The organism is Streptomyces sp. NBC_00631 (assembly GCF_045206895.1).
Taxonomy (GTDB): Bacteria; Actinomycetota; Actinomycetes; order Streptomycetales; family Streptomycetaceae; genus Streptomyces.
Genome location: NZ_CP107734.1, coordinates 2,242,639 through 2,264,891, shown reverse-complemented (window position 1 = coordinate 2,264,891; position 22,253 = coordinate 2,242,639). Strand labels below are relative to the sequence as shown.

Below are 22,253 nucleotides of genomic sequence, written 5' to 3'. Positions count from 1 at the left end.
CCCCCGCGAAGGTCTCGTCTTGAACTAATTTCGAGCCGTTCTTTGCCGTCCCCATTAATATTTCCGAGCGGCTGACCGATATGTCGATCTCGTGTGTTTCCGGTGTGCCCGGCCCTGAGTAGGGTGCCTTCAGCGTGCACGCGTCGAACGGGGACGGACAGGGGAAGATGGTCGCGGAGTTATTCGAGGGGCAGTACGTATGGCATCCGGCGGCCGATGACCGCTTGCTCGCGAGCGTATGTGTGGACGTGCGCGCCGGAAGATATCTGAGTGCCCGTGAGTCTCTGGCCGAGACGCGTGCCGACTTCGCCCTGCGCGCCCACCGTTCCCTGGTCCTCGCCTCCGAGGCGGCCGGCACCGATCTGGTGGAGCGCTGGCTGGCCGAGGAACCGGGCCCCGAGTCCGCGCTGATGTGGGCCCGGGTGGCCGTGCAGCGGGCGATCCGGGCCGCCGACGCCCGTGACGAACGGGCCGAGGCGCTGGAGCGGATAGCCCTCGCCGCCTGCGACCGGGCCAGCGCCATGAACCCCGCCGATCCCACGCCCTGGGCCGCCAAGCTGGCCATGGCCCGGCTGCACCGCCCGCACGATCCCGCCCCCGGTGGCCTGCTGACCTCGCCGCCCGGCCCCTGGCGGCTGTTCGCGCACACCCTCACCCTCGACCCCTGGCACCGCGAGGCCCACCACCGCTTCCTGTCCTTCTTCTTCACCCGGTACGGCGGCTCGGTCAACGCGGCCTGGGACGTGGCCGCCTTCCTCGCCCAGCGGGCCCCGACCGGCTCGGCGTTACGGCTGTTGCCGCTGGTCGCGTTGGTGGAGAGCCACAACCCCACCCAGCTGCTCGCCGAGCGGGTCTGGGAACAGCCGCAGTGGCGCAGCACCGCGTTGTCGATCTACCACAACTGGCTGCCCACGGTGGCCGGATACCGCTTCACCCCGGTGCTCGACCTGGCCTACCTCGCGCACGCGCTGGTCATGGCGCAGTGCGCGTTCGAGGCCCGGGCGGTCTTCACGGCCATGGGGCCGTACGCCTCACGCATGCCCTGGAGTGTCTTCGGCGAACCGGCCGACCAGCTCTCCCGGGCCCGCCGCGCCTGCGGCCTGCCCATCCCCTCCTAGACTCCCAGAGAAAGGCCGGCACGTGTCAGAACGCACAGCGCACCCCGTCACGCTCGACGACGACGCGACCCTGCACGCGATGGGTTATCCGCGGAAACTCACCCGCCGATTCAAGGCCTTCGACAATTTCGCCATCTCCTTCACCATCATCAATATTCTCTCCGGGATCTTCTCGTCCTTCGGATTCGGCATGAACGCGGGCGGCCCCCGTATTCTCGTGTTCGGCTGGATCGGCGTCTGCGTGATGGTGCTGTGCATCGGCGCCGCCATGGCGGAAGTCGCCTCGGCCTATCCGACGAGCGGCGCCCTGTATTTCTCCGCCGGTAAACTCGCCAAACGGCACAAGGGCGCCTGGTCCTGGTACACGGGCTGGCTGAACTTCGTGGGCCAGATCGGCGGCACGGCCGCCACCGGATACGCGGCGGCCACCTTCATCCAGGCGTTCATCGCCCTGCAGTGGACCTCGTACACCCCGACCGCTCACCAGACGGTCCTGATCACGGCCCTGATCATCGTCGTCCAAGGGCTCGCCAACACCTACACCGTGCAGCTCGTCGCCCTGCTGAACCGGATTTCCGTGTGGTGGCTGCTGATCGGACTCGTGGTGATCGTGAGCACACTGACCGTGATGCCGGACCACCATCAGTCGGCGTCCTTCGTGACGCATTTCGTGAACAACACCGGTTTCACCAACGGCCTTTACGGCGGTCTGCTCGGGCTCCTGGTCACCAGCTGGACCTTCACCGGCTTCGACGGCAGCTTCCACATGTCCGAGGAAACCGTCCAGGCGACCGTCAACGCTCCCAGAGGGATCATCCGTTCCATCGGGTATTCGGCGATCACCGGCCTGATCCTGATGCTCGCGCTGGTGTACAGCATCGGCGACTACGTCAAGGTGGCGAGCTCCTCCGCGCCGCCGGTCCAGATCCTCATCGACGGACTCGGCATGGGCTGGGCCAAGGCGATGCTGCTCGTCGTCATCGGCGCCATGCTCTTCTGCGGCCTCGCCAACCTCACCAGCAACACCCGGCAGATCTTCGCCTTCTCCCGGGACGGTGCCATGCCCGGCTCCCGCCTGTGGCACACGGTCTCGCCCCGCACCCGGACCCCGGTCAAGGCCGTCTGGCTCGCGGTGGCCTGCTCGCTCGCCCTGGTGGTGCCGGGCTGGTGGTCGCACACGGCGTTCACCGCGATCGTCAGCGTCAACGTCGTCGGACTGTTCCTCGCCTACGCCGTGCCGGTCTTCCTGCGGCTGCGCCTGGGTGACGACTTCCGGCCGGGGCCGTGGAACCTGGGCCGCTGGAGCAGGCCGGTCGGCTGGCTGGCGGTGGTCTGGATCCTGCTCAGCAGCATCCTGTTCATGCTGCCGCAGGCCTCGCCGATCACCGTCGACTCCTTCAACTACGCGCCGATCGCCCTGGCCGTCGTCCTGGCCGTGGCCACGGTCTGGTGGTTCGCCACCGCCCGCCGCCGCTTCCAGGGCCCGGTCAGCTACGGGCGCCCCGACGAGGTCGCCGCGATGGATCTCATCTGAGCCGCCCGGAGGGATCCCGTCCGAGCCGCGGAGGGATCCCGTCCGAGCCGCACGAAGGGGCCCCGGCGACCGCGCCGGGGACCTTTCGGCGGACGAGACCAATATTGGTGGGCGTGGCATGGGCGGAAGTGCTGGCAGGGGCATGGCGCCTGCTCCATAGTTGGCCCACAGCCCTTGCTCCGGATCAGCCGTGACGCGCACACCTGGGGGTCCTCCACCCATGAGCAGAGCCGAACAGCCGTCCCGCAGAACCGTTCTGGCAGCCGCCGCCGCCGTCGCGGCCGCGGCCGTGGCCCAGGGAGTGGTCCCCGCGGTGCCGGCGGTCGCCGCCCCGGAGGCCGACGCCGACGAGACCGCCCGGACCGAGACCCGCCGGGCCGGGAACGGGCGCACCGGCCACGGCCGGGACGGCACCCGCCCGATCGACTACCGTTCCTGGACGACGTACAGCGACTGGCGGACCGGCACCGCCAAGGGCGCCAGGGCCGTCGCCGGAGACCGTCCCGGAGTGGTGATCGGCACCCCGGCCGGCACCACCTCCTACACCGACCCCCACACCGGCACCACCGCCACCTGGGAGTACGCCACCTGGACCGGCCCGGTGCACCAGTCGGCCGCCCCCGCCACCGAGACCATCGCCTCCTGGAACGCGGACACCCCGGCCGGCACCTGGATCAAGGTCGAACTGCACGGCACCTACTCCGACGGCACCGACACCCCCTGGTACGTGATGGGCTGCTGGGCGGCCGGCGACCAGGACATCAAGCGGACCTCGGTGGACGGCCAGACGGACGGCAAGAGCACCATCTGGACCGACACCTTCGCCATCGACGACGCCACCACCGGCCTGCGCCTCACGTCGTACCAGCTGCGCCTGACCCTCTACCGCAAGCCGGGCACCAAGCTCACCCCCACCGTGTGGCGGATCGGCGCCATGAGCTCCGACATCCCGGACCGCTTCACCGTCCCCGCCTCCACCCCGGGCCTGGCCCAGGAACTCAAGGTCCCGCGGTACTCCCAGGAGATCCACAAGGGCCAGTACCCCGAGTACGACAACGGCGGCGAGGCCTGGTGCAGCCCCACCTCCTCGCAGATGATCGTCGAGTACTGGGGCGGCCGGCCCACCGCCGCGCAACTGGCCTGGGTCGACCCGTCGTACTCCGACCCCCAGGTCTGCTACGCGGCCCGCTACACCTACGACTACCAGTACGGAGGGTGCGGCAACTGGCCGTTCAACGCCGCCTACGCGTCCACGTACAAGGACCTCCAGGGCGTGATAACGCGACTGGCCTCGCTCACCGACCTGGAGACCCTGATCGCGGCCGGTATTCCGGCCATAACGTCGCAGTCGTTCCTGGCGAGCGAGCTGACCGGGGCCGGTTACGGCACCTCCGGGCACCTGATGACCGTGATCGGCTTCACCGCGGACGGCGACGTGATCGCCAACGACCCGTTCTCGGCCGACGACGACGCGGTCCGGCGGGTCTATCTGCGGCGGGAGTTCGAGAACATCTGGCTGCGGACCAAGCGGTACAACGCCAGCGGCAAGGTCGTCTCCGGCACCGGGGGGGTCTGCTACCTGTACTTCCCGGCCTGCCCGAGCCCGGCCCAGCTCAAGGCGCTCGCGGCGGTCGGCGTGCGCTGACCTGGCACGGCAGCGGCCCCCTGGCGTTCTGGGGGCCGCTGTCCTGTGACCGAACTCTCCGCCGCAAAAGCCGCAATCAATGGCATGGTGGACGTCATGACCACGCACTCCGCCACCGCCGCCCAGGCCCGTACCGGCGGCCCCAAGGACAACGGCCCGAAGGTTCTGGAACACGTCATGGGCTGGACCCTTGTCGTGGTCATCGCGATGTTGGTGACTCAACTCGGTCTGCTGTGACCTGACCCACGACCCGACCTGACATACTGCGGATGTCCCGCAGCCCGTTGAGACCAGGGTCGAAATTGAATATCAGTCAACAGCGTGCCGCCACCCGTCCCCGGGCGCGCGGCACCGAGCGTTCCGTGGCTCGTCGTGCCGAACTCATCGCCATCGGGCGGAAGTTGTTCGCAGACACCTCGTACGACGCGCTCTCCATGGACGACATCGCCAAGCAGGCGCATGTCGCCAAAGGGCTGATCTACTACTACTTCCAGTCCAAGCGCGGCTACTACCTGGCGATCATCCAGGACTCCGTCGCCGACCTGGTCACCTACGCCGCCAGCGGTCTTGAACTGCCCCAGGTGGACCGCGTCCACCGGACCATCGACAGCTATCTGCGCTACGCCGAGCACCACCAGGCCGCGTACCGCACCATCGTCAGCGGCGGGGTCGGCTTCGACACCGAGGTGCACGCCATCCGGGACGGGGTGCGCGAGGCGATCGTCGCGACCATAGCCGAGGGTGCCTACGGCCGCACCGACATCGCCCCGCTCGCCAGGACCGGCCTGCTCGCCTGGCTGTGCAGTGTGGAGGGTGCCACCCTCGACTGGATCGACCGGCCCGTACTCTCCCGCGAGACCATGTGCGAGCTGCTGGTCAAGACGCTCGGCGGCACCCTGCGCGCCATCGAGGAACTGGACCCGTCCTACCGCGCCCCGGCCCCGGCCCGCCGGGACACCTGACGTGGACGGGGCGGAGGGCTCGTGGTCCCCCCGCCCCGAGTCCCCCCGTGAAGGGGCCTGGTTGATGGCCTTGATCAGCTCACCGTTGGTGGTGTCGCCGCTCAGCTCCCAGGGGAAGGTGCCCCCCCAGGCCCTGCTGGGGTCACCCCGGGCCCGCGCGCCGATTGGCATGAACGCGGTAATGCGTTGGTCATGAACCCTAGGAGGACTAGACCAGTCAGGTCAATGGTTCGGACCAATTTCGCGACTTTCGGATGTTGGCCTGGAATTCCTGAAGTAAGCGGTCGTTAACTGGTGACGGGAGGTCCCCGATCGGGCATACTCACTGCGCAGCCGCAGGTCAGCAGCTTCCGAGACCCGGAACGCCGACCCGCGGCCGCACCCGAACGACAGGCGGAGCCGCCCCCTATCCCGCGGGCCGTGACCGCCGCTGCCCGACAGGGAGGAGAGCGACGCCATGTCCGACCGCGACCCGCAGCCGGTGGAGCGTCAACTGCCCACGGACGAGGCGAGGGACCTGCTGGCGCTGGTCCGTGAGATCGCCCACCGCGAAATCGCGCCGAAGGCGGCCGAGGAGGAGGATGCCGGGCGATTCCCGCGCGAGGTCTTCACCCTGCTCTCGGAATCAGGCCTGCTCGGCCTGGTGTACGACTCCGGGTACGGCGGTGGTGACCAGCCCTACGAGGTCTACCTCCAGGTCCTGGAGGAGCTGGCCGCGGCCCGCCTCACCGTCGGCCTCGGCGTCAGCGTGCACACCCTCGCGAGCTACGCGCTCGCCGCCTACGGCACCAAGCAGCAGCAGGTCGAGCACCTGCCCGCGATGCTCGGCGGCGGCCTGCTCGGCGCCTACTGCCTCTCCGAGCCGGCCTCCGGCTCCGACGCGGCCTCCCTGCGCACGAAGGCGGTCCGGGAGGGCGACGACTGGGTGATCAACGGCACCAAGGCCTGGATCACGCACGGCGGCATCGCCGACTTCTACACGGTCATGGCCCGCACCGGCGCCGAGGGCTCGCACGGGATCACCGCCTTCCTGGTCCCCGGCGACGCCGAGGGCCTCAGCGGCGCGGTCCCCGAGAAGAAGATGGGCATGAAGGGCTCGCCCACCGCTCAGGTCCACTTCGACGACGTGCGCGTCCCCGACGAGCGGCGCCTCGGCGAGGAAGGCCAGGGCTTCGCCATCGCCCTGGCCGCCCTGGACTCCGGGCGGCTCGGCATCGCGGCCTGTGCGATCGGCCTGGCCCAGGCGGCCCTGGACGAGGCGGTCGGCTACGCCACCGGGCGGCGGCAGTTCGGCCACCCCATCTCCGACTTCCAGGGCCTGCGCTTCATGATCGCCGACATGGCGACCCAGATCGAGGCCGGCCGGGCCCTCTACCTCGCGGCGGCCCGGCTGCGCGACGCGGGCCGGCCGTTCGCCAAGCAGGCCGCCATGGCCAAGCTGCACTGCACCGACACCGCGATGAAGGTGACCACCGACGCCGTCCAGATACTCGGCGGGTACGGCTATACGGCGGACTTCCCGGTCGAGCGCTACATGCGCGAGGCCAAGGTCCTGCAGATCGTCGAGGGCACCAACCAGATCCAGCGGATGGTCATCGCCCGTCATGTGGCGGGCCCGGAAAGTCGCCCAAGTCGCTGAACTGTCCGCGGGTGACCGTCGGAGCCGCCAGCCTGACCCACTCCGGGTCGTGGCGGCCCGGCAGGGCACGGCCCCGGTCCGCCCAGATCCGCATCAGGTCGCGGTAGATGGGCGGATCCTGCGGCTGGGGCGGCGGAAGCGATGCCGCGGGCGGGGGCACGAAGATCCGGCGCTGACGGCCGAGGGCGGTGTAGGTGGTCGTCATACCTGGCCAACGCCCGGGCGGCCGCGCCGGTCACCGATCCCCCGAATCGCGCGTGAGTTCACGGACGTCCGGTCCCGGATCTGGCCTCCCCCCATTTCCTGACGTACCGTCAGCCGGGCCGTCTCCAGCCTTCGGGAGGCCTGCCGTGGCTGTCGCCAAGGGGTCGTTCAGTCACTCGCGCGGGTGACCTTGATCGATTGCGTGCGCGGGTGGGGAACGTGACGCCGATGAGAACGCAAGTACCCGCGTCGAGGCCCGCTACGCGCGCCTCACCGGCCACACCCCGGGACATGGACTTCTGCACCCTGTACGCCGCCCTGCGGCACGCGATCGTCATGCTGCGCGTCGCCTGCCGGCAGGTGTACTTCAAAGAGGCCGCGTCCCCGCGGATCCGGACACCCTGATCCTGCACCACGGCAGTCTGCGGGCCATGGTGCAGGGGGGTTACTGGGACGCGGTGCGGTGACTCAGGCGGCCTGACGGCTGACGAGCGCGTCGCCGTGGCGTATCGCCGGTACGCGCATCGGGCGCGAGCTCGGGCCGCCGACGTGTGAGAAGGGCTGCGTCCGCCAGTCCAGACCCTGCGGGAGGGTGAGCAGGAGGGCGGTGTCCTGCTCCTGCGGCTCGACCGACTCGTCCGCGGACGGGGCGTCGCCCGCCGCGCGGCCCGTACCGGCACAGACCGTGAGGCCGAACGGGTTCCACGGCGAGGCGCACAGCGCGTGCTCCGGCAGGAACTCCTCGTCCGCCAGCAACGCGATGGACTGCGCGCAGTCCGGGCAGATCACCCGGAACATCTCGAAGGTGTCGTAGGTGTCCAGCTCCTCGGCCTCGTAGAGGTCGGGTTCGACGCCCTCCGGCTCGGGCTCGACGACCAACTGCGGGCGCTTGGGCACGGTACGACCAGGGCGCTTAAGACTCTGCATGGGTAACTCCCCCTCGGGCTGGGCCGATACGGCGCTGCGGCCTCGACCACAGCAAGCACTTCCCGTCCCGTCTCGGCGGTAATCACGAGAACGTCACGGAGCCCGTTCGGGGGCTGTGGCCTTCGTCACATGCCGAACGCAGGTGCCCGCTGCGGTGGATTTGTCCCTCAGGCGGCGCACAACCCGCTCTCTCCGACATCACGAACCGGCCATGACCTGGGCCGCTGAGCTACCGGAGGAGATCAGGCGCACGGTAGCTTTTGCGCCATGGAGGAGCTGGACCGTCAAATCGTGCAGCTGCTCGTCAAGGACGGGCGGATGAGCTACACGGACCTGGGCAAGGCCACGGGTCTGTCCACGTCGGCCGTGCACCAGCGGGTGCGCCGGCTGGAACAGCGTGGCGTCATCCGCGGCTACGCCGCGGTCGTCGACCCGGAGGCCGTGGGGCTGCCCATGACGGCGTTCATCTCGGTGAAACCGTTCGACCCCAGCGCCCCCGACGACATCGCGGACCGCCTGGCCGGCGTCCCCGAGATCGAGGCGTGCCACAGCGTGGCGGGCGACGAGAACTACATCCTCAAGGTACGGGTGGCGACCCCGCACGAACTGGAGGAACTGCTGGCCAGGCTGCGCAGCCTGGCCGGGGTCTCGACGCGGACGACGGTGGTGCTGTCGACGCCGTACGAGGCGAGGCCGCCGAGGATCTGACCGCCGCACCCGCCGCTGCGGCTGCCACCGCCGTGGGCAGGCGTTCCTCCTCCAGTGCCTTAAGGGCCTGGGAGGTGCCGCCATGGCGGAACGGGTGGGCACGGCCGACAGTGCCGGGTGCCTTGTGAACATGCTCCGAGTGTCGACTGCAGGTGGTTCGTGGCTGGTCGCGCAGTTCCCCGCGCCCCTTTGGGACGCGTTGAGGGTGCCCCTCGTTCAGAGTGATCGGTGTGAGGGGCGAGACTGGTCCCCATGAGTGAGCGCGCCCCCGAGCCCAAGACCGTCCTCCTCCGCCGCGGCGAGGTTCACAGTCCCGCCGATCCGTTCGCGACCGCGATGGTCGTGGAGCGGGGGCAGGTCGCCTGGGTCGGGTCCGAGGGTGCCGCCGACGCCTTCGCGGAGGGCGTCGACGAGGTCGTCGACCTGGACGGGGCGCTGGTCACCCCTGCCTTCACGGACGCCCATGTCCACACCACGTCCACCGGCCTCGCGCTGACCGGTCTCGACCTGTCCGGGGCCGGCTCCCTGGACGCGGCCCTGGTGCTGGTGCGGGACTTCGCCGCCGCCCGCCCGGACGACCGGGTCCTGCTCGGGCACGGCTGGGACGCCTCCCGCTGGTCCGGCGGTCGCCCGCCGACCCGCGCCGAGCTGGACGCGGCCACCGGCGGACGCCCGCTCTACCTCTCCCGTATCGACGTCCACTCGGCGGTCGTCACCACGGCCCTGCTGGACCTCGTCCGGGGCGTGGTCCCGGGCGCCGACGCCCCGCTCACCGGCGACGCCCACCACGCCGTACGCGCCGCCGCGTTCGCGGCCGTGACGCCGGCCCAGCGTGCCGAGGCCCAGCGCGCCGCCCTCGCGCACGCGGCCTCCCTCGGTATCGGCACCGTGCACGAGTGCGGCGGGCCGAAGATCTCCTCCGAGGACGACTTCACCGGACTGCTGCGGCTCGCCGCCGAGGTGCCCGGCCCCCGGGTCGTCGGCTACTGGGCCGAGGAGAACGCCGAGAAGGCGCGCGAGCTGGGCGCGCTCGGCGCCGCCGGTGACCTGTTCGTCGACGGCGCCCTCGGCTCCCACACCGCCTGTCTGCACGAGCCGTACGCCGACGCCGGCCACACCGGCGCCGCCTACCTGGACGCGGACGCCGTCGCCGCCCATGTCGCCGTCTGCACCGAGGCCGGTCTGCAGGCCGGGTTCCACGCCATCGGCGACGCCGCCATGACCGCCGTGGTGGCGGGCGTGCGCGCCGCCGCCGAGAAGGTCGGCCCGGCCCGCGTCCGCGCCGCCCGGCACCGCGTCGAGCACGCCGAGATGCTCACGCCCGAGCACATCGCCGCGTTCGCCGAACTCGGCCTGTTCGCCTCTGTACAGCCGGCCTTCGACGCGCTCTGGGGCGGCGGGGACGGCATGTACGCCCAGCGACTCGGCGCCGAGCGGGCCCACACCCTCAACCCGTTCGCCGCCCTCCTCAGGGCCGGGGTCCCGCTCGCCTTCGGCTCCGACAGCCCGGTCACCCCGCTCGATCCCTGGGGGACCGTGCGGGCCGCCGCCTTTCACCACACCCCCGAGCACCGGGTCTCGGTCCGCGCCGCCTTCACCGCGCACACCCGCGGCGGCTGGCGGGCGATCGGCCGGGACGACGCGGGCGTGCTGGTCCCCGGCGCGCCCGCGGACTACGCGGTCTGGCGCACCGCCGAACTGGTGGTGCAGGCGCCGGACGACCGGGTCGCCCGCTGGTCGACCGACCCGCGCTCCGGCACGCCCGGCCTGCCCGACCTGACTCCCGGCCACGAGCTGCCGGTCTGCCTGCGCACCGTGGTGGGCGGCCGGACCGTCTTCGTACGACCGGGCGAGTGACCCGCCGCATTCGTACGGCCGGGCGAGTGATCTCCCGGGGTGGCGCGGCCGTGATCGACGGCCGCCGCCCCGTCGCGCGACCTGCGCATCCTCCGCGCTGACCAGGGGTTTGAGGCTTTTTCCGCAGGTCAAACGGCTGTTGACAGCCAGCGGCAGCGGGCCGGTAGGTTCGGCCAAGTCCACCACCGGACGCCCGACCGGGGAGCAGTTCGCGCACTCGTCGCAGCGCCGCTGGGTCAGGGACGGTGTGCCGCACCGGGGCACCGTCACTGGGAGCCAGGCTCAGCGCCCGCGCCGACGAGGGAACGTTCCGGCCGGTCGGGAGGTGTGACCCGGGTGGGGCCCGGACGCTCAGTAGACAACGGCTTTCGGTCGACCCGCAGCCAGCGGGTCCCAGGTCGGCCCGAAGGGCGCCGGGCCCCCATCCGTAGGAAGAAGAGTGGCTCCGAGGGGGAACAAAGTGGCGCCGCGGGGGAACACGGTGGCGAAAGCGCGGATGACGGGCACCCGAAACGGGCATCCTTACCCCGTTCTTGCGGAATCGACACCACCATACGAATGAGCTGTCACGTCAGTGCAGGCCGTGGCCACTATGGTGGTCCCCTGCGTACGACATGAAGGGGCAGCAGTGAACGACGGCGACGGGACCCTCGCGGCACAGGCCCAGGGGAGGCGGTTCGGCCCGCTCGGCACGGCCTTGGTGATCATTCCCACGTACAACGAGTCGGAGAACATCAAGTCCATCGTCGGCCGGGTGCGGCAGGCCGTCCCCGAGGCGCACGTGCTGGTGGCGGACGACAACAGCCCCGACGGCACGGGCAAGCTCGCCGACGAACTGGCCGCCGAGGACGACCATGTCCAGGTGCTGCACCGCAAGGGCAAGGAAGGGCTCGGCGCCGCCTACCTCGCGGGCTTCCGCTGGGGCATGGACAACGGCTACGGCGTGCTCGTCGAGATGGACGCGGACGGCTCCCACCAGCCGGAGGAGCTGCCCCGGCTGCTGACCGCGCTGAAGGGCGCCGACCTGGTGCTCGGCTCCCGCTGGATGCCCGGCGGCCGGGTGGTCAACTGGCCGAAGTCCCGTGAGTTCATCTCCCGCGGCGGCTCCCTGTACTCCCGGCTCGCGCTCGATCTTCCGCTCCGGGACATCACGGGTGGCTACCGCGCCTTCCGCCGCGAGACCCTGGAGGGCCTGGGCCTCGACGAGGTCGCCTCGCAGGGCTACTGCTTCCAGGTGGACCTGGCCCGCCGCGCGGTCAAGGCAGGGTTCCAGGTCGTCGAGGTGCCCATCACCTTCGTCGAGCGCGAGTTCGGCGACTCCAAGATGAGCCGCGACATCCTGGTCGAGGCGCTGTGGCGGGTCACCTCATGGGGTTTCACCGAGCGGGTGGGCAGGATGTCCGGCAAGGGCAGGCCGTCCTAGCGGACGCCCGGGAACCTCACAGTTCCGGCTGATCATCCCCTTATGCCGCACTGAGCCGGGCCCAGGCACACTGGGTGCATGACGACTGGCGCGCAGACCCCTCCGTACTCCACCCGGCCCAGGCGCTCCCGGCTCCGCAGATACCTGCCGCTGGGTCTCGCGGCGTGGCTGGTGCTGGAGATCTGGCTGCTGACGGTGGTCGCGGGTGCGGCGGGCGGCATGACCGTGTTCCTGCTGCTGGTGGCGGGCTTCGTCGCCGGCTCCGTGGTCATCAAGCGCGCCGGCCGGCGCGCCTTCCAGAGCCTCAACGAGGCGATCCAGCGCGGCGGCTCCCCGGAGCGCGGCGGCGGCAACGGCCTGATGATGCTGGGCGGCCTGCTCCTCATGATCCCCGGTCTGGTCTCCGACGCCCTCGGTCTGCTGCTTCTGCTGCCGCCGGTCCAGAAGGCGGTCTCCCGCCTCGCGGAGAGCACCTTCGACCGCAGACTTCGCGCCGCCGCCCCCGGCACCCTGGGCAACGCCTTCCAGCAGGCCCGCATGCACCGCCCGGACGGCAAGGTGGTCCAGGGCGAGGTGATCCGCGACGACGGCCCCGAGCCGGGGGACGCGTCGGCGGGAGAGCGGCCGCCGCTGACGCGGTGACGAGAACAACCGAGGGCGCCGTACGTTCGATGAACGTACGGCGCCCTCGGTTGTGTGTTATGTCGGCTTCCGGTATACGGAACTATGCGGACTTGCGGCTGTCCCTGGGATGAATCGCGATGTTCATCGCCCCGGAACGCAGAACCGCCAGACGCTCCTCAAGGACCTCTTCGAGTTCCTCACGGGTGCGTCGCTCCATCAGCATGTCCCAGTGGGTACGCGCGGGCTTGGCCTTCTTCTCTTCCGGGCCGTCGCCGTCCACGAGGAGTGCCTGGGCCCCGCAGACCTTGCACTCCCACTCCGGCGGGATCTCCGCCTCGACCGAGAAGGGCATCTCGAAACGATGTCCCTTCTCGCATGCGTACTCCACGGCCTGGCGCGGGGCCAGGTCGATACCGCGGTCCGTCTCGTAGCTGGTCACCACGAGGCGCGTACCGCGAAGAGCTCGCTCACTCATGAATCGTGCCTCCCGGGCTTGTCGCCCACAGGACAGGTGTCGCTGTCGTCGTCATCCGGTCAACGTCCGGTCGGCGGTAAAGATTCCCGTTCCGGGTCATGCGTCGCCGTCGTAGCCGCCCCTTGTTGTACCCACCAGCGCCCGGTTTGTCACATCTGCTAACAGATGTCACCCAGCGTTTCGGTATCTTTGACGCGCAGTAACGGTACGCCTGGCAGGCCAAACGCGTACACTACCGCCCTTCCGCGTTGAACGCTAAATCTTCTGTGGGACCGGGTTTCCGGCCTCGCCGATCGCCCGTCGCACCGGCACCCGCGCGAGCAGCGCGAACCCGATGACGAAGAAGGCCACCAGCGAGATGATCGCCGAGCGGTAGCTCCCGCTCAGCTGGTAGGTGATCCCGAACAGCAGAGGTCCCAGCCAGCTCATCCCCCGATCGCTCATCTCGTACGCCGCGAAGTACTCGGCTTCTTTTCCTGGCGGCACGAGATGGGAGAACAGGGAGCGGGACAGGGCCTGGCTGCCGCCCAGAACGAGACCGATGGCGGCCGCCAGGACGAAGAACCACGCCGGCGCCCCGGCCGGCAGGAAGTACCCGGCCGACAGCGTCACGGTCCAGGCCACCAGCGAGCCGAGAATCGTGCGTTTCGCCCCGTACGTCCTGGCCAGCCGGCCCATCGTCAGGGCGCCCGCCACGGCCAGCACCTGCACCAGCAGGACGGCGCCGATGAGCGTCGACTGGCCTAGCCCGAGCTCCTCGGAGCCGTAGACGGACGCCTGGGAGATCACGGTCTGGATGCCGTCGTTGTAGATGAGGTACGCCAGCAGGAAGGAGAGCGTCAGCGGATGGCGGCGCATGTCCCGGGCGGTCGCCGCGAGTTGGCGCAGACCCGGTGCCGTCGCCGCTGCCGTCCGGCCGCCCCGGTCGCGCAGCCGCCGCAGCGGAATGAGGGTGAAGGCGCCCCACCACACGCCCGCCGCGGCCAGGCAGATGCGGACCGCTTCCGTCTCGGAGAGGCCGAAGGAGTCGTGCGCGGAGTAGAGGACCAGGTTGACGATCAGCACCAGGGAGCCGGACGCGTAGCCGAAGGCCCAGCCCCGGGAGGAGATGGTGTCGCGTTCCTCGGGCGGGGCGATCTGGGGCAGGTAGGAGTTGTAGAGCATCAGGGCGACGGACTGGGCGGCGTTCGCGACGATCAGCAGCAGTCCGCCGAGCAGATAACGGTCGCCGTCCAGGAAGAACATGCCCGTCGTCGCCGCGGCTCCGGTGTACGCGGCCGCGCCGAGGAGCTGCTTCTTGCGGCCGGTGCGGTCGGCCGCGCTGCCCACCAGGGGCATGAGCACGACCGCGACGATCACCGACAGGGAGACCGAGTAGGCGAAGAAGGAGCCCGCCCGGACCGGGATGCCGAGCGGATGCACATAGCCGTCGGCGTCCGCCGCGTGGCCGGCGACCGACGTGAGGTACGGGCCGAGGAACACGGTGAGGACGCTCGTCGAGTAGACCGAGCACGCCCAGTCGTAGAAGTACCAGCCGCGCTGTTCGCGCCGCAGCTCGGTGGCCTCGTCGAAGACCCCCGTCCGCACGGTTTCGGTGCCCACCCGTGCCCTCGCCTCTCCCGCAGCAGTGCCGCCCGCGCGCCTCAGAACCAGACGCCGCGCTTCTGCATGACCTCGCGCAACGTGTCGATGTGATCGGTCATGATGCCATCGACACCCAGGTCCAGGAGGCGGTGCATCCGCTGGGGCTCGTTGATGGTCCACACGTGGACGTGCAGCCCGCGCGCGTGGGCGGCGCGCACGAAGCGCCGGTCGACCACCGGGACCCCCGACTGGGACTCGGGCACCTGGGCCGCGACCGCCGACCGGCGAACCGCCGCGGGCAGTCCCCAGGAGCGCAGCCGCAGCCCGACCACACCGCGGGTGCCGAACGAGGTGGCGAGACGCGGCCCGGCCAGCCGCTGCGCCCGCAGCACCCGCGCCTCCGAGAACGACCCCACGCACACCCGGTCGTAGGAGTCCGTCTTCTCGATCAGGTCGAGGAGCGGCCGCAGGGCCGGCTCCGCCTTGGCGTCCACGTTCCAGCGGACCTCCGGGAACTCTTCGAGCAGCTCCTCGAAGAGGGGGAGCGGCTCACGGCCGGCCACGCGCGCGTGCCGTACGTCCTCCCACGGCAGGTCGGCGATCCGGCCGGCGCCGTCGGTGACCCGGTCCAGGGTGTCGTCGTGGAAGGCGACGAGCCTGCCGTCCACCGTGGCGTGCACATCGGTCTCGATGTACCGGTAACCGAGCTCGACCGCGCGCCGGAACTGCGTCACGGTGTTCTCCAGCCCGTCCGCGGCTCCGCCCCGATGGGCGAAGGCGATGGGGCCGGGGTGGTCCAGGTACGGGTGGCGTGTCGGCGTGCTCACCGACGCAGTATCGCGCGCTCGGGTGACCCCGTGGCAACGACCGCGCTGCGGCCGGATGCCGCCGGGACGGCGAACACCTTCAGGAACATCTGCGCGAGCGGGCCGATGGCCACGGCGTAGAGCAGGGTGCCGGCGCCGACGGTCCCGCCGAGCGCGAAGCCGGTGACGACGACCGCGACCTCGATCGCCGTACGGAGGAGCCGGATCGAACGGCCGGTACGCCGGTGCAGCCCCGTCATCAGGCCGTCCCGGGGGCCCGGCCCGAAGCTTGCCGCGATGTACAGTCCGGTCGCCGCCCCGTTCAGCACGATCCCTGTCGCCATCAGCGGAATCCGCACGGCGAACGCGTGCGCCGCGGGCAGGGCGGCGAGCGCCGCGTTCATGGCGAGGCCGATGACGAAGACGTTGGAGACCGTGCCCAGGCCCGGCCGCTGGCGCAGCGGGATCCACAGGAGCAGCACGGCCGCCCCCACGATGATCGACACCGTGCCGATGCTCAGCCCGGTGTGCTCGGCGAGCCCCTGGTGCAGCACGCCCCAGGGCTCCAGCCCGAGGCCCGCCTCGACGAGCAGCGCGGAACTCACGCCGTACAGCGTGAGCCCCGCATACAGCTGGACCAACCGCCGCCCGACCCGGCCTTGCGTGGACAAGAGATACCCCCCTGGTGGTAAAGGTGGCCTGACTCATGTCACTCTGTGGCTTGAGAAGGAATGCCATCCATGGCCAATTCGGGGAAGGTGGACTGATTCTCATGGCGCAGTGGACCTCGGCGGTGGGGCCCGCGCAGCTCGCCCGGCTGCTCAACTCGCAGCAGGACCGCCCAGCCGGCCCCGGCACCCGGCGTCCGCCCGCCTATCGCGCCCTCGCCGACGGCATCCGGCTGCTGGTCCTGGAGGGCCGCGTCCCGGTCGCCGCCCGGCTGCCCGCCGAACGCGAACTGGCCCTCGCCCTGTCCGTCAGCCGTACGACGGTGGCGGCCGCGTACGAGGCGCTTCGCGCGGAGGGCTTCCTGGAGTCCCGCCGGGGCGCGGGAAGCTGGACCGCCGTCCCGGCGGGCAACCCCCTCCCGGCCCGCGGCCTGGAGCCCCTGCCCCCCGAGGCGCTCGGCTCGGTGATCGACCTGGGCACCGCCGCGCCGCCCGCGCCCGAGCCGTGGCTGACCCGCGCGGTCCAGGGTGCCCTGGCGGAACTCCCGCCGTACGCCCACACCCACGGCGACTACCCGGCCGGGCTTCCCGTCCTCCGGTCGATGATCGCCGAGCGCTACACCGCGCGCGGCATCCCCACCATGCCCGAGCAGATCATGGTCACGACGGGTGCGATGGGCGCGATCGACGCGATCTGTCATCTCTTCGGCGGCCGCGGCGAGCGCATCGCCGTCGAGTCACCGTCGTACGCCAACATCCTCCAGCTGATGCGGGAGGCGGGCGCCCGGCTGGTACCGGTGGCGATGGCCGAGGGGCTGGGCGGCTGGGACCTGGACCGCTGGCGCCAGGTGCTGCGGGAGGCGGCGCCCCGGATCGCCTACGTCGTCGCCGACTTCCACAACCCCACCGGGGCGCTCGCCGACGACGACCAGCGCCGCCGCCTGGTGGACGCGGCCCGCTCGGCGGGGACGGTGCTGGTCGCCGACGAGACGATGAGCGAGCTGTGGCTGGACGACGACGTGGAGATGCCCCGCCCGGTGTGCGGCTTCGACCCGGCGGGCTCCACCGTCATCACCGTCGGCTCGGCCAGCAAGGCGTTCTGGGCGGGCATGCGCATCGGCTGGGTGCGGGCGGCACCCGACGTGATCCGCAGCCTGGTCGCCGCGCGGGCCTACGCCGACCTGGGCACGCCGGTGCTGGAGCAGCTCGCGGTGAACTGGCTGTTCAGCACGGGAGGCTGGGCCCAGGCCGTCGACCTGCGCCGGGCCCAGGCCCGCGAGAACCGGGACGCCCTGGTGACGGCGGTACGCCGGGAGCTGCCAAGCTGGGAGTTCGAGGTGCCGAAGGGCGGCCTGACCTTGTGGGTCCGGGCGGGTGGCCTGTCCGGCTCCCGGCTGGCGGAGGCGGGGGAGCGGGTCGGGGTACGCGTCCCGTCCGGGCCGCGGTTCGGGGTCGACGGCGCCTTCGAGGGCTATGTACGCCTTCCGTTCACCGTGGGGGGAGCGGTGGCGGAGGAGGCGGCGACGCGACTGGCAGCCGCGGCGCGGTTGGTGGAGTCGGGGGCGAGCGGAGGGGGCGCGGAGGCGCCGCGGTCTTTTGTGGCGTAGCGGCGGGACGGCTCTGGCAGTTCTTCGGCTGCGGGTGGGTGGGGGCTGGTCGCGCCCACGCGGCGGAGCCGCATATCGGATACAGCCCCGCGCCTCTTACGGGGCACGTCGCAGCCGCGGGCAGTCGTGCCGCTGGGCGGCACGGGTAGGTGCTGGGGTTCCCCCTCTGGGGGAGGCACCCTGCCAGCGCCGGTGAGCGTCCCCGACCCACTTCAGCCCTCAGCCACCGCGGCTTCCAGGGGAGCCCCCGCCTGCTCCACCATCCCGCTCCGCGGCGGCAGCAACGCCAGCACCGCCTCCCGGTCCCCCTCGCTCGTCGCGTCGTCGTACGGATCCGGAGTCGCCGGCACCTGGAGTCGCAGTACCGGCCCGTGCCCCAGCCGCGCATACCCCCGCCCGGGCGGCACCTGGGCCAACGGAGTCGTGTGCGGCGGAGCCCCGAGCGCCGCTGTCAGCTCGTCCGGCAGCGCCGGTCCCAGCACGACACGCGCACGCGTGTGCTGTCGTACCGCCTCGCTCAACGCGTCCGCGCTGTCGAGCTGTTCGGCGACCACCACGGTGACGTTCGCCGCGCGGCCGTGCCGGAGGGGGACCTGGAGGAGGGTCTGCGGGTCATGGTGGCCGTCCGCCGAGGCCAGGTGGACGAAGGCGCTCGGGCGGTCGAGGAGGATCCACAGAGGCCGGCGGCAGTCGTCCGGCGGCGGGTGACCCGCCTGGCGCGCGCGGTTGAGCGCGATGAGCCGCCGCTCCGTCTCGTTCGCGGCCCACTCCAGGCTGGCCAGCGCCCCGGCGAGCCCGCACTCCACGGCGAGGACCCCGTCCCGGCCGGCCAGGCACAGGTACTCGCCGGTGCCGCCGCCCTCGACGATGAGGACGTCGCCGTACTGGAGGGCCTGCAGGGCGATGGAGCGCACCAGGGTCGAGGTGCCGCTGCCGGGGCGGCCCAGGACCAGCAGGTGCGGCTCGGTGGAGCGGGCGCCGGTACGCCAGACCACCGGCGGCACGTCACGCTGCTCCTCGCCGTACGCGAGCGGGAGCGTGCGCTGGACCTCGCTGGGATCGGTGAAGCCGAGGACCGTCTCGCCCGGCGCGGTGACGAAGCGCTGGGCGGCGATGTCGGTGGGCAGCGGGGCGAGGACGGTCACCGTGAGCCGGTTGCCCTCCTCGTCCCACGCGAAGTGGTACTCGCGGCCGCGCCCGGACTTCGCGGTGAGCAGGTTCTCGATCCGCGCGCGGGCGTCGGGCTCACCGTCGGGGAAGTACGCGGGGTAGCGGAGCAGGAGCTGGCCGAGGCGGCCCGCGTCGTCGAACTCGTGGGAGAGGAAGGCCTTCTCCCACTCCCCGCCGTGTGCGTACAGCGGCGCCGGGTCCTCGGCGGCCGAGAAGTACGGCACCAGGGCCTCGTACAGGGACTGGAGCCGCTGGGTCTGCGACTCGTCGGGGCCCTCCGGCGGGGGCGGGTTGCGGTCACGGCCCTGCCAGGCGCTCGCCGCCATCAGGGTGATGACGGCGAGCAGCGGTCCGTACGGCACCAGCGCCACGACCAGGACGACCGAGGCCGCCAGGAACAGCAGCGGCCCGCGCTTGTCCTTCGGGGTCTCCGCCCACCTGCGCCGCCCGGCCGAGGCCAGCCGGCGCAGCCCGCGTGAGACGGTGATCAGCGGATGGAGGACGTCGGTGGCGCTGTCGGCGGCCGTCCGGGCCAGCTCCCGGCTCCGGACGAGCTGCGCGCTGCCGTTGCTCAGAATGCGGGGAAGAGGGCGCCGGGCCACTGCTGTCTCCTCACGGTGCGTACGGTCGGGAGGGGGGTCAGAACTTGATGCCGCCGAGCAGGCTCGCCAGGCTCTCGCCGCCCGCCTTGATGCTCGGTGCGATGGCCGTGCTGGCGAGATAGAACCCGAAGAGTGCCGAGACCGTGGCGTGCGACGGCTTCAGTCCGTCCTTGCGGAAGAAGAGGAAGACGATGATGCCGAGCACGATGACGCCTGAGATGGAGAGGATCATTTGAGATCTCCTGGTGTCGAAGGGGGACAGTCACCATGAGTTCTTCCAGGATCACAGCAGGTATCCATACGATTAAAGGTGCAATCGGGTGAAATGATGGGAATTTCACTCCATTGGTGGAATGTGGCCGTTCGGCGCGGCCGCGGTGATCTTTACCTCGGGCAGATCCGGTCATGTTCACCCTGGGCCAGTACGCTGGCGATTCACTCGTACGGCTCCACGGCCCGCCCGTTGCCGTACGCTCCCTCCGTCCATGCAAGTCCCGCAGCGCACAGGAGAGGCGGTCCGGCCGATGAGCGAAGCCCCCGACCCCGAGGTCGTGGAGCTGGCGACCAAGATCTTCGATCTGGCCAGGCAGGGCCGGACCGAAGCGCTCGTGGCGTATCTCGACGCGGGCGTTCCGGCCAACCTCACCAACGACCGCGGTGACTCCCTCGTGATGCTCGCCGCCTATCACGGCCATGCCGACGCGGTGCGCGAGCTGCTCGCCCGCGGCGCCGAGGCGGACCGGGTCAACGACCGAGGCCAGACGCCACTCGCCGGAGCGGTCTTCAAGGGCGAGACGGACGTGGTCAAGGTGCTCGTGGAGGCAGGCGCGGACCCGGCGGCGGGCACGCCGTCGGCCGTCGACACCGCGCGGATGTTCGGCAAGGTGGAGGTTCTGGAGCTATTCGGTACCTCCTGACCCATCTGTTCTGACCAGCTAAAACACACAAAACGGGGGAGGCGGTACAGGGCCGCCGAAATTTCGGTCGCGGCAGGTCGAAGTGCCGAGTCATCATGACGTCGTGATTCACGGACGCGATGGCTGGGCAGCTGTTGCCGCACCGCGCGGGCCGTGATGCGGCCCGCATGGGCCACTGACGAGAGGCAGAGAGAAATGGTCTACAGCAAGCAAGAGACGGCGGGCGCTCCGACGTTGTGTCACGCGGCCAGGTAGTGCGTGTTCTCCGGTTGCGTCGACGCTTGATGTGAGGCTGTTTCCCATGTTCGATCCGGTCATAGCGCCCAGCGGTACGCTGCTCGGCCTGCTTCAGCGGGGCCGCGGCGACGGCACGCTGCACGCGCTCACCGCCCCGCGCGCCGAGGCGCTCGCGGCGCTGAACCACTGCGTGCTCCGCGACCCCCGCCACGACTGGCAGGTGGAGAACCGCTCCCTGTACTACGCCCGGCTCTACCTCGACCTGCACGGCGAGCTGGACGCCATCGAGGCGCACCTCTTCGATCCCGAGGACGTCCTCGACACCGAGGAGTCCCGCACCGGCCTCGCGCTGGCCGTGCTCGGGCACCTCGCCTCCTACGGCAGGCGGGACGCGCTCGAACTGCTGCGCAGGTACGCCGCCACCGGCTCGAACTGGGCCTGGGCCCTGGACGAGCTGGCGCTGCGCGACGACGACGCGGGCCTGCGCGCTCTCGCCGCCCCGGTGCTCGCGCGGTTCACCACGGACGCCGAGGGCGAGGCCGAGCTGGCCGTCGCCGTACGGGACGCGTTCGAGCCACGGCCCTGGCGGCTGTGGGCCGAGGATTCCCGCGAACCGATCGCCACGCGCGTGCGTGCCGCGCAGGAGACCGGCTGTTTCGACCGCTGGCAGCGCCAGATGCGACCCGCCGGGCCCCGCCCGGGGTGGAGCGTGCGGGCCGTCCTCGAATGGGCCCAACAGGGCGTCGAGCGGGGCGCGGCCCTCCATGTGCCGGCCGCCCGCTGTCTGGTGGCCGTGGCCGGACCCGAGGACCGGCCGGAGATCCTCCAGGCCGCCAAGGACGGCACCGACGGAGCCCGCTGCACCGCCCTGCGCTACCTCGCCGACAGCAACGACCCCGACGCGCTGAACCTGATCGAGGTGGCGGTCGCCGACGGCACGGCCACCGTCGTGGAGGCCGCCGTCGACGCCTTCGAACGCATGCGCAGTATCGCCGCCGTCGACCGTGCCCGCGGCTGGGCCCGCCGGCCCGACGTCCTCGGCGCCGCCGCCGGCCGGATGCTGGCCTGCCGGGGCGGGACCAAGGACAGCGAACTGGTCCTCGCCGCGCTGCGGGAAGCCGTCCGCGGCGAAGGCCCCGACGCGCCGACCCTGTGGACCCTCGTCGACGGCACCGGACGCCTCGGCATCGTCTGCGCCGCGCCCGTCCTGCGCCACGTCTACCGCGAGACCGCCTCGTCCCACCTGCGCGGCCGCGCGGCCCGCGCCCTGGCCGCCACCGACCCCTCCTTCGCCACCGGCTTCGCCGTCGAATGCCTGTGGGACTGCGAGGAGACCACCCGCGAACTCGCCGCCCGGCACGCCGAGACCGGTGACGCCCGGGTCGTCGAACAGCTCCGCCGGCTCGCCGCCGACCCCGCCGAGGAGGCGGAGGTGCAGACGGCCGTACGCAGCCGCATCGGACCGGACACGGCCGCCATGTGACCCGCCACCGCGCCGGATCACTGCTCCACCACGGGAACCACGGGGGATCCCGCACACGTTCCA

Annotated in this window: 20 protein-coding genes and 1 pseudogene; 14 read left to right on the top strand and 7 right to left on the bottom strand. The window is 71.2% G+C overall.

Going from position 1 to position 22,253, the window contains the following annotated elements; all coding sequences use genetic code 11:
* Nucleotides 1-167 precede the first annotated feature (167 nt).
* The 7 genes and pseudogenes from OHB00_RS10355 to OHB00_RS10325 all read left to right on the top strand — a co-directional run.
* A complete protein-coding gene (locus tag OHB00_RS10355) occupies nucleotides 168-1,118 on the top strand; it encodes a hypothetical protein (protein WP_406445711.1) in 951 nt (316 codons plus the stop codon).
* A gap of 79 nt (nucleotides 1,119-1,197) precedes the next feature.
* A complete protein-coding gene (locus OHB00_RS10350) occupies nucleotides 1,198-2,652 on the top strand; it encodes an amino acid permease (RefSeq protein ID WP_406445709.1) in 1,455 nt (484 codons plus the stop codon).
* A 220-nt stretch (nucleotides 2,653-2,872) separates the two neighbouring features.
* A complete protein-coding gene (locus tag OHB00_RS10345; RefSeq protein ID WP_406433488.1) occupies nucleotides 2,873-4,297 on the top strand; it encodes a peptidase C39 family protein in 1,425 nt (474 codons plus the stop codon).
* A gap of 96 nt (nucleotides 4,298-4,393) precedes the next feature.
* Nucleotides 4,394-4,534 (top strand): SCO1431 family membrane protein, encoded by a 141-nt coding sequence (locus tag OHB00_RS10340; RefSeq protein ID WP_406433486.1) that lies wholly within the window; start codon nucleotides 4,394-4,396, stop codon nucleotides 4,532-4,534.
* 65 nt (nucleotides 4,535-4,599) lie between these two features.
* Entirely contained in the window at nucleotides 4,600-5,259 is a 660-nt protein-coding gene (locus OHB00_RS10335; protein WP_406433484.1) for a TetR/AcrR family transcriptional regulator, read from the top strand.
* Between the two features lie 457 nt (nucleotides 5,260-5,716).
* Nucleotides 5,717-6,898, top strand: coding sequence for an acyl-CoA dehydrogenase family protein (locus tag OHB00_RS10330; protein WP_406433482.1), 1,182 nt, complete (start codon nucleotides 5,717-5,719; stop codon nucleotides 6,896-6,898).
* 449 nt (nucleotides 6,899-7,347) lie between these two features.
* A pseudogene (locus OHB00_RS10325) lies at nucleotides 7,348-7,569 on the top strand (phosphotransferase family protein); the annotation flags it as partial.
* Between the two features lies 1 nt (nucleotide 7,570).
* Here OHB00_RS10325 and OHB00_RS10320 read toward each other — a convergent pair.
* A complete protein-coding gene (locus tag OHB00_RS10320; RefSeq protein WP_406433480.1) occupies nucleotides 7,571-8,029 on the bottom strand; it encodes a hypothetical protein in 459 nt (152 codons plus the stop codon).
* Nucleotides 8,030-8,296: 267 nt separating this feature from the next.
* Between OHB00_RS10320 and OHB00_RS10315 the strand changes: the two genes are divergently transcribed.
* The 4 genes from OHB00_RS10315 (at nucleotide 8,297) to fxsA (ending at nucleotide 12,659) form a co-directional block, all read left to right on the top strand.
* Entirely contained in the window at nucleotides 8,297-8,737 is a 441-nt protein-coding gene (locus tag OHB00_RS10315; protein WP_004002750.1) for an Lrp/AsnC family transcriptional regulator, read from the top strand.
* Nucleotides 8,738-8,989: 252 nt separating this feature from the next.
* Entirely contained in the window at nucleotides 8,990-10,594 is a 1,605-nt protein-coding gene (locus OHB00_RS10310) for an amidohydrolase (RefSeq protein WP_406433478.1), read from the top strand.
* Between the two features lie 628 nt (nucleotides 10,595-11,222).
* Nucleotides 11,223-12,017: a polyprenol monophosphomannose synthase gene (locus OHB00_RS10305; RefSeq protein ID WP_406433476.1), complete on the top strand. Its 795-nt coding sequence runs from the start codon at nucleotides 11,223-11,225 to the stop codon at nucleotides 12,015-12,017.
* Nucleotides 12,018-12,095: 78 nt separating this feature from the next.
* Nucleotides 12,096-12,659, top strand: coding sequence for an FxsA family membrane protein (fxsA, locus tag OHB00_RS10300; protein ID WP_406433474.1), 564 nt, complete (start codon nucleotides 12,096-12,098; stop codon nucleotides 12,657-12,659).
* A gap of 82 nt (nucleotides 12,660-12,741) precedes the next feature.
* Here fxsA and OHB00_RS10295 read toward each other — a convergent pair whose 3' ends face one another.
* The 4 genes from OHB00_RS10295 to OHB00_RS10280 all read right to left on the bottom strand — a co-directional run bounded on the left by OHB00_RS10295 (nucleotide 12,742) and on the right by OHB00_RS10280 (nucleotide 16,177).
* Nucleotides 12,742-13,116 carry an RNA polymerase-binding protein RbpA gene (locus tag OHB00_RS10295; protein ID WP_010046329.1) on the bottom strand — a complete coding sequence of 125 codons (375 nt, stop codon included), beginning with the start codon at nucleotides 13,114-13,116 and terminating at the stop codon, nucleotides 12,742-12,744.
* Between the two features lie 255 nt (nucleotides 13,117-13,371).
* A complete protein-coding gene (locus OHB00_RS10290; protein WP_406433472.1) occupies nucleotides 13,372-14,718 on the bottom strand; it encodes an MFS transporter in 1,347 nt (448 codons plus the stop codon).
* Nucleotides 14,719-14,759: 41 nt separating this feature from the next.
* Entirely contained in the window at nucleotides 14,760-15,527 is a 768-nt protein-coding gene (locus OHB00_RS10285) for a glycerophosphodiester phosphodiesterase (protein ID WP_406433470.1), read from the bottom strand.
* Nucleotides 15,524-16,177: a YitT family protein gene (locus OHB00_RS10280; RefSeq protein ID WP_406433468.1), complete on the bottom strand. Its 654-nt coding sequence runs from the start codon at nucleotides 16,175-16,177 to the stop codon at nucleotides 15,524-15,526. Before OHB00_RS10280 ends, OHB00_RS10285 begins: the two co-directional genes overlap by 4 nt.
* Before the next feature lie 101 nt (nucleotides 16,178-16,278).
* Between OHB00_RS10280 and OHB00_RS10275 the strand changes: the two genes are divergently transcribed.
* Nucleotides 16,279-17,781, top strand: a complete 1,503-nt coding sequence (locus OHB00_RS10275; RefSeq protein ID WP_406433466.1) for a PLP-dependent aminotransferase family protein — start codon at nucleotides 16,279-16,281, stop codon at nucleotides 17,779-17,781.
* A 212-nt stretch (nucleotides 17,782-17,993) separates the two neighbouring features.
* Here OHB00_RS10275 and OHB00_RS10270 read toward each other — a convergent pair whose 3' ends face one another.
* Together OHB00_RS10270 and OHB00_RS10265 are read right to left on the bottom strand one after the other, a co-directional pair.
* Entirely contained in the window at nucleotides 17,994-19,553 is a 1,560-nt protein-coding gene (locus OHB00_RS10270) for a hypothetical protein (RefSeq protein WP_406433464.1), read from the bottom strand.
* Nucleotides 19,554-19,590: 37 nt separating this feature from the next.
* Entirely contained in the window at nucleotides 19,591-19,785 is a 195-nt protein-coding gene (locus OHB00_RS10265) for a hypothetical protein (protein WP_046731976.1), read from the bottom strand.
* A gap of 292 nt (nucleotides 19,786-20,077) precedes the next feature.
* On the opposite strand from OHB00_RS10265, the gene OHB00_RS10260 reads away from it, so the two are divergent.
* Nucleotides 20,078-20,470, top strand: a complete 393-nt coding sequence (locus tag OHB00_RS10260) for an ankyrin repeat domain-containing protein (RefSeq protein WP_406433462.1) — start codon at nucleotides 20,078-20,080, stop codon at nucleotides 20,468-20,470.
* A 301-nt stretch (nucleotides 20,471-20,771) separates the two neighbouring features.
* Nucleotides 20,772-22,190: a HEAT repeat domain-containing protein gene (locus OHB00_RS10255; protein ID WP_406433460.1), complete on the top strand. Its 1,419-nt coding sequence runs from the start codon at nucleotides 20,772-20,774 to the stop codon at nucleotides 22,188-22,190.
* The last annotated feature ends 63 nt before the right edge of the window (nucleotides 22,191-22,253 follow it).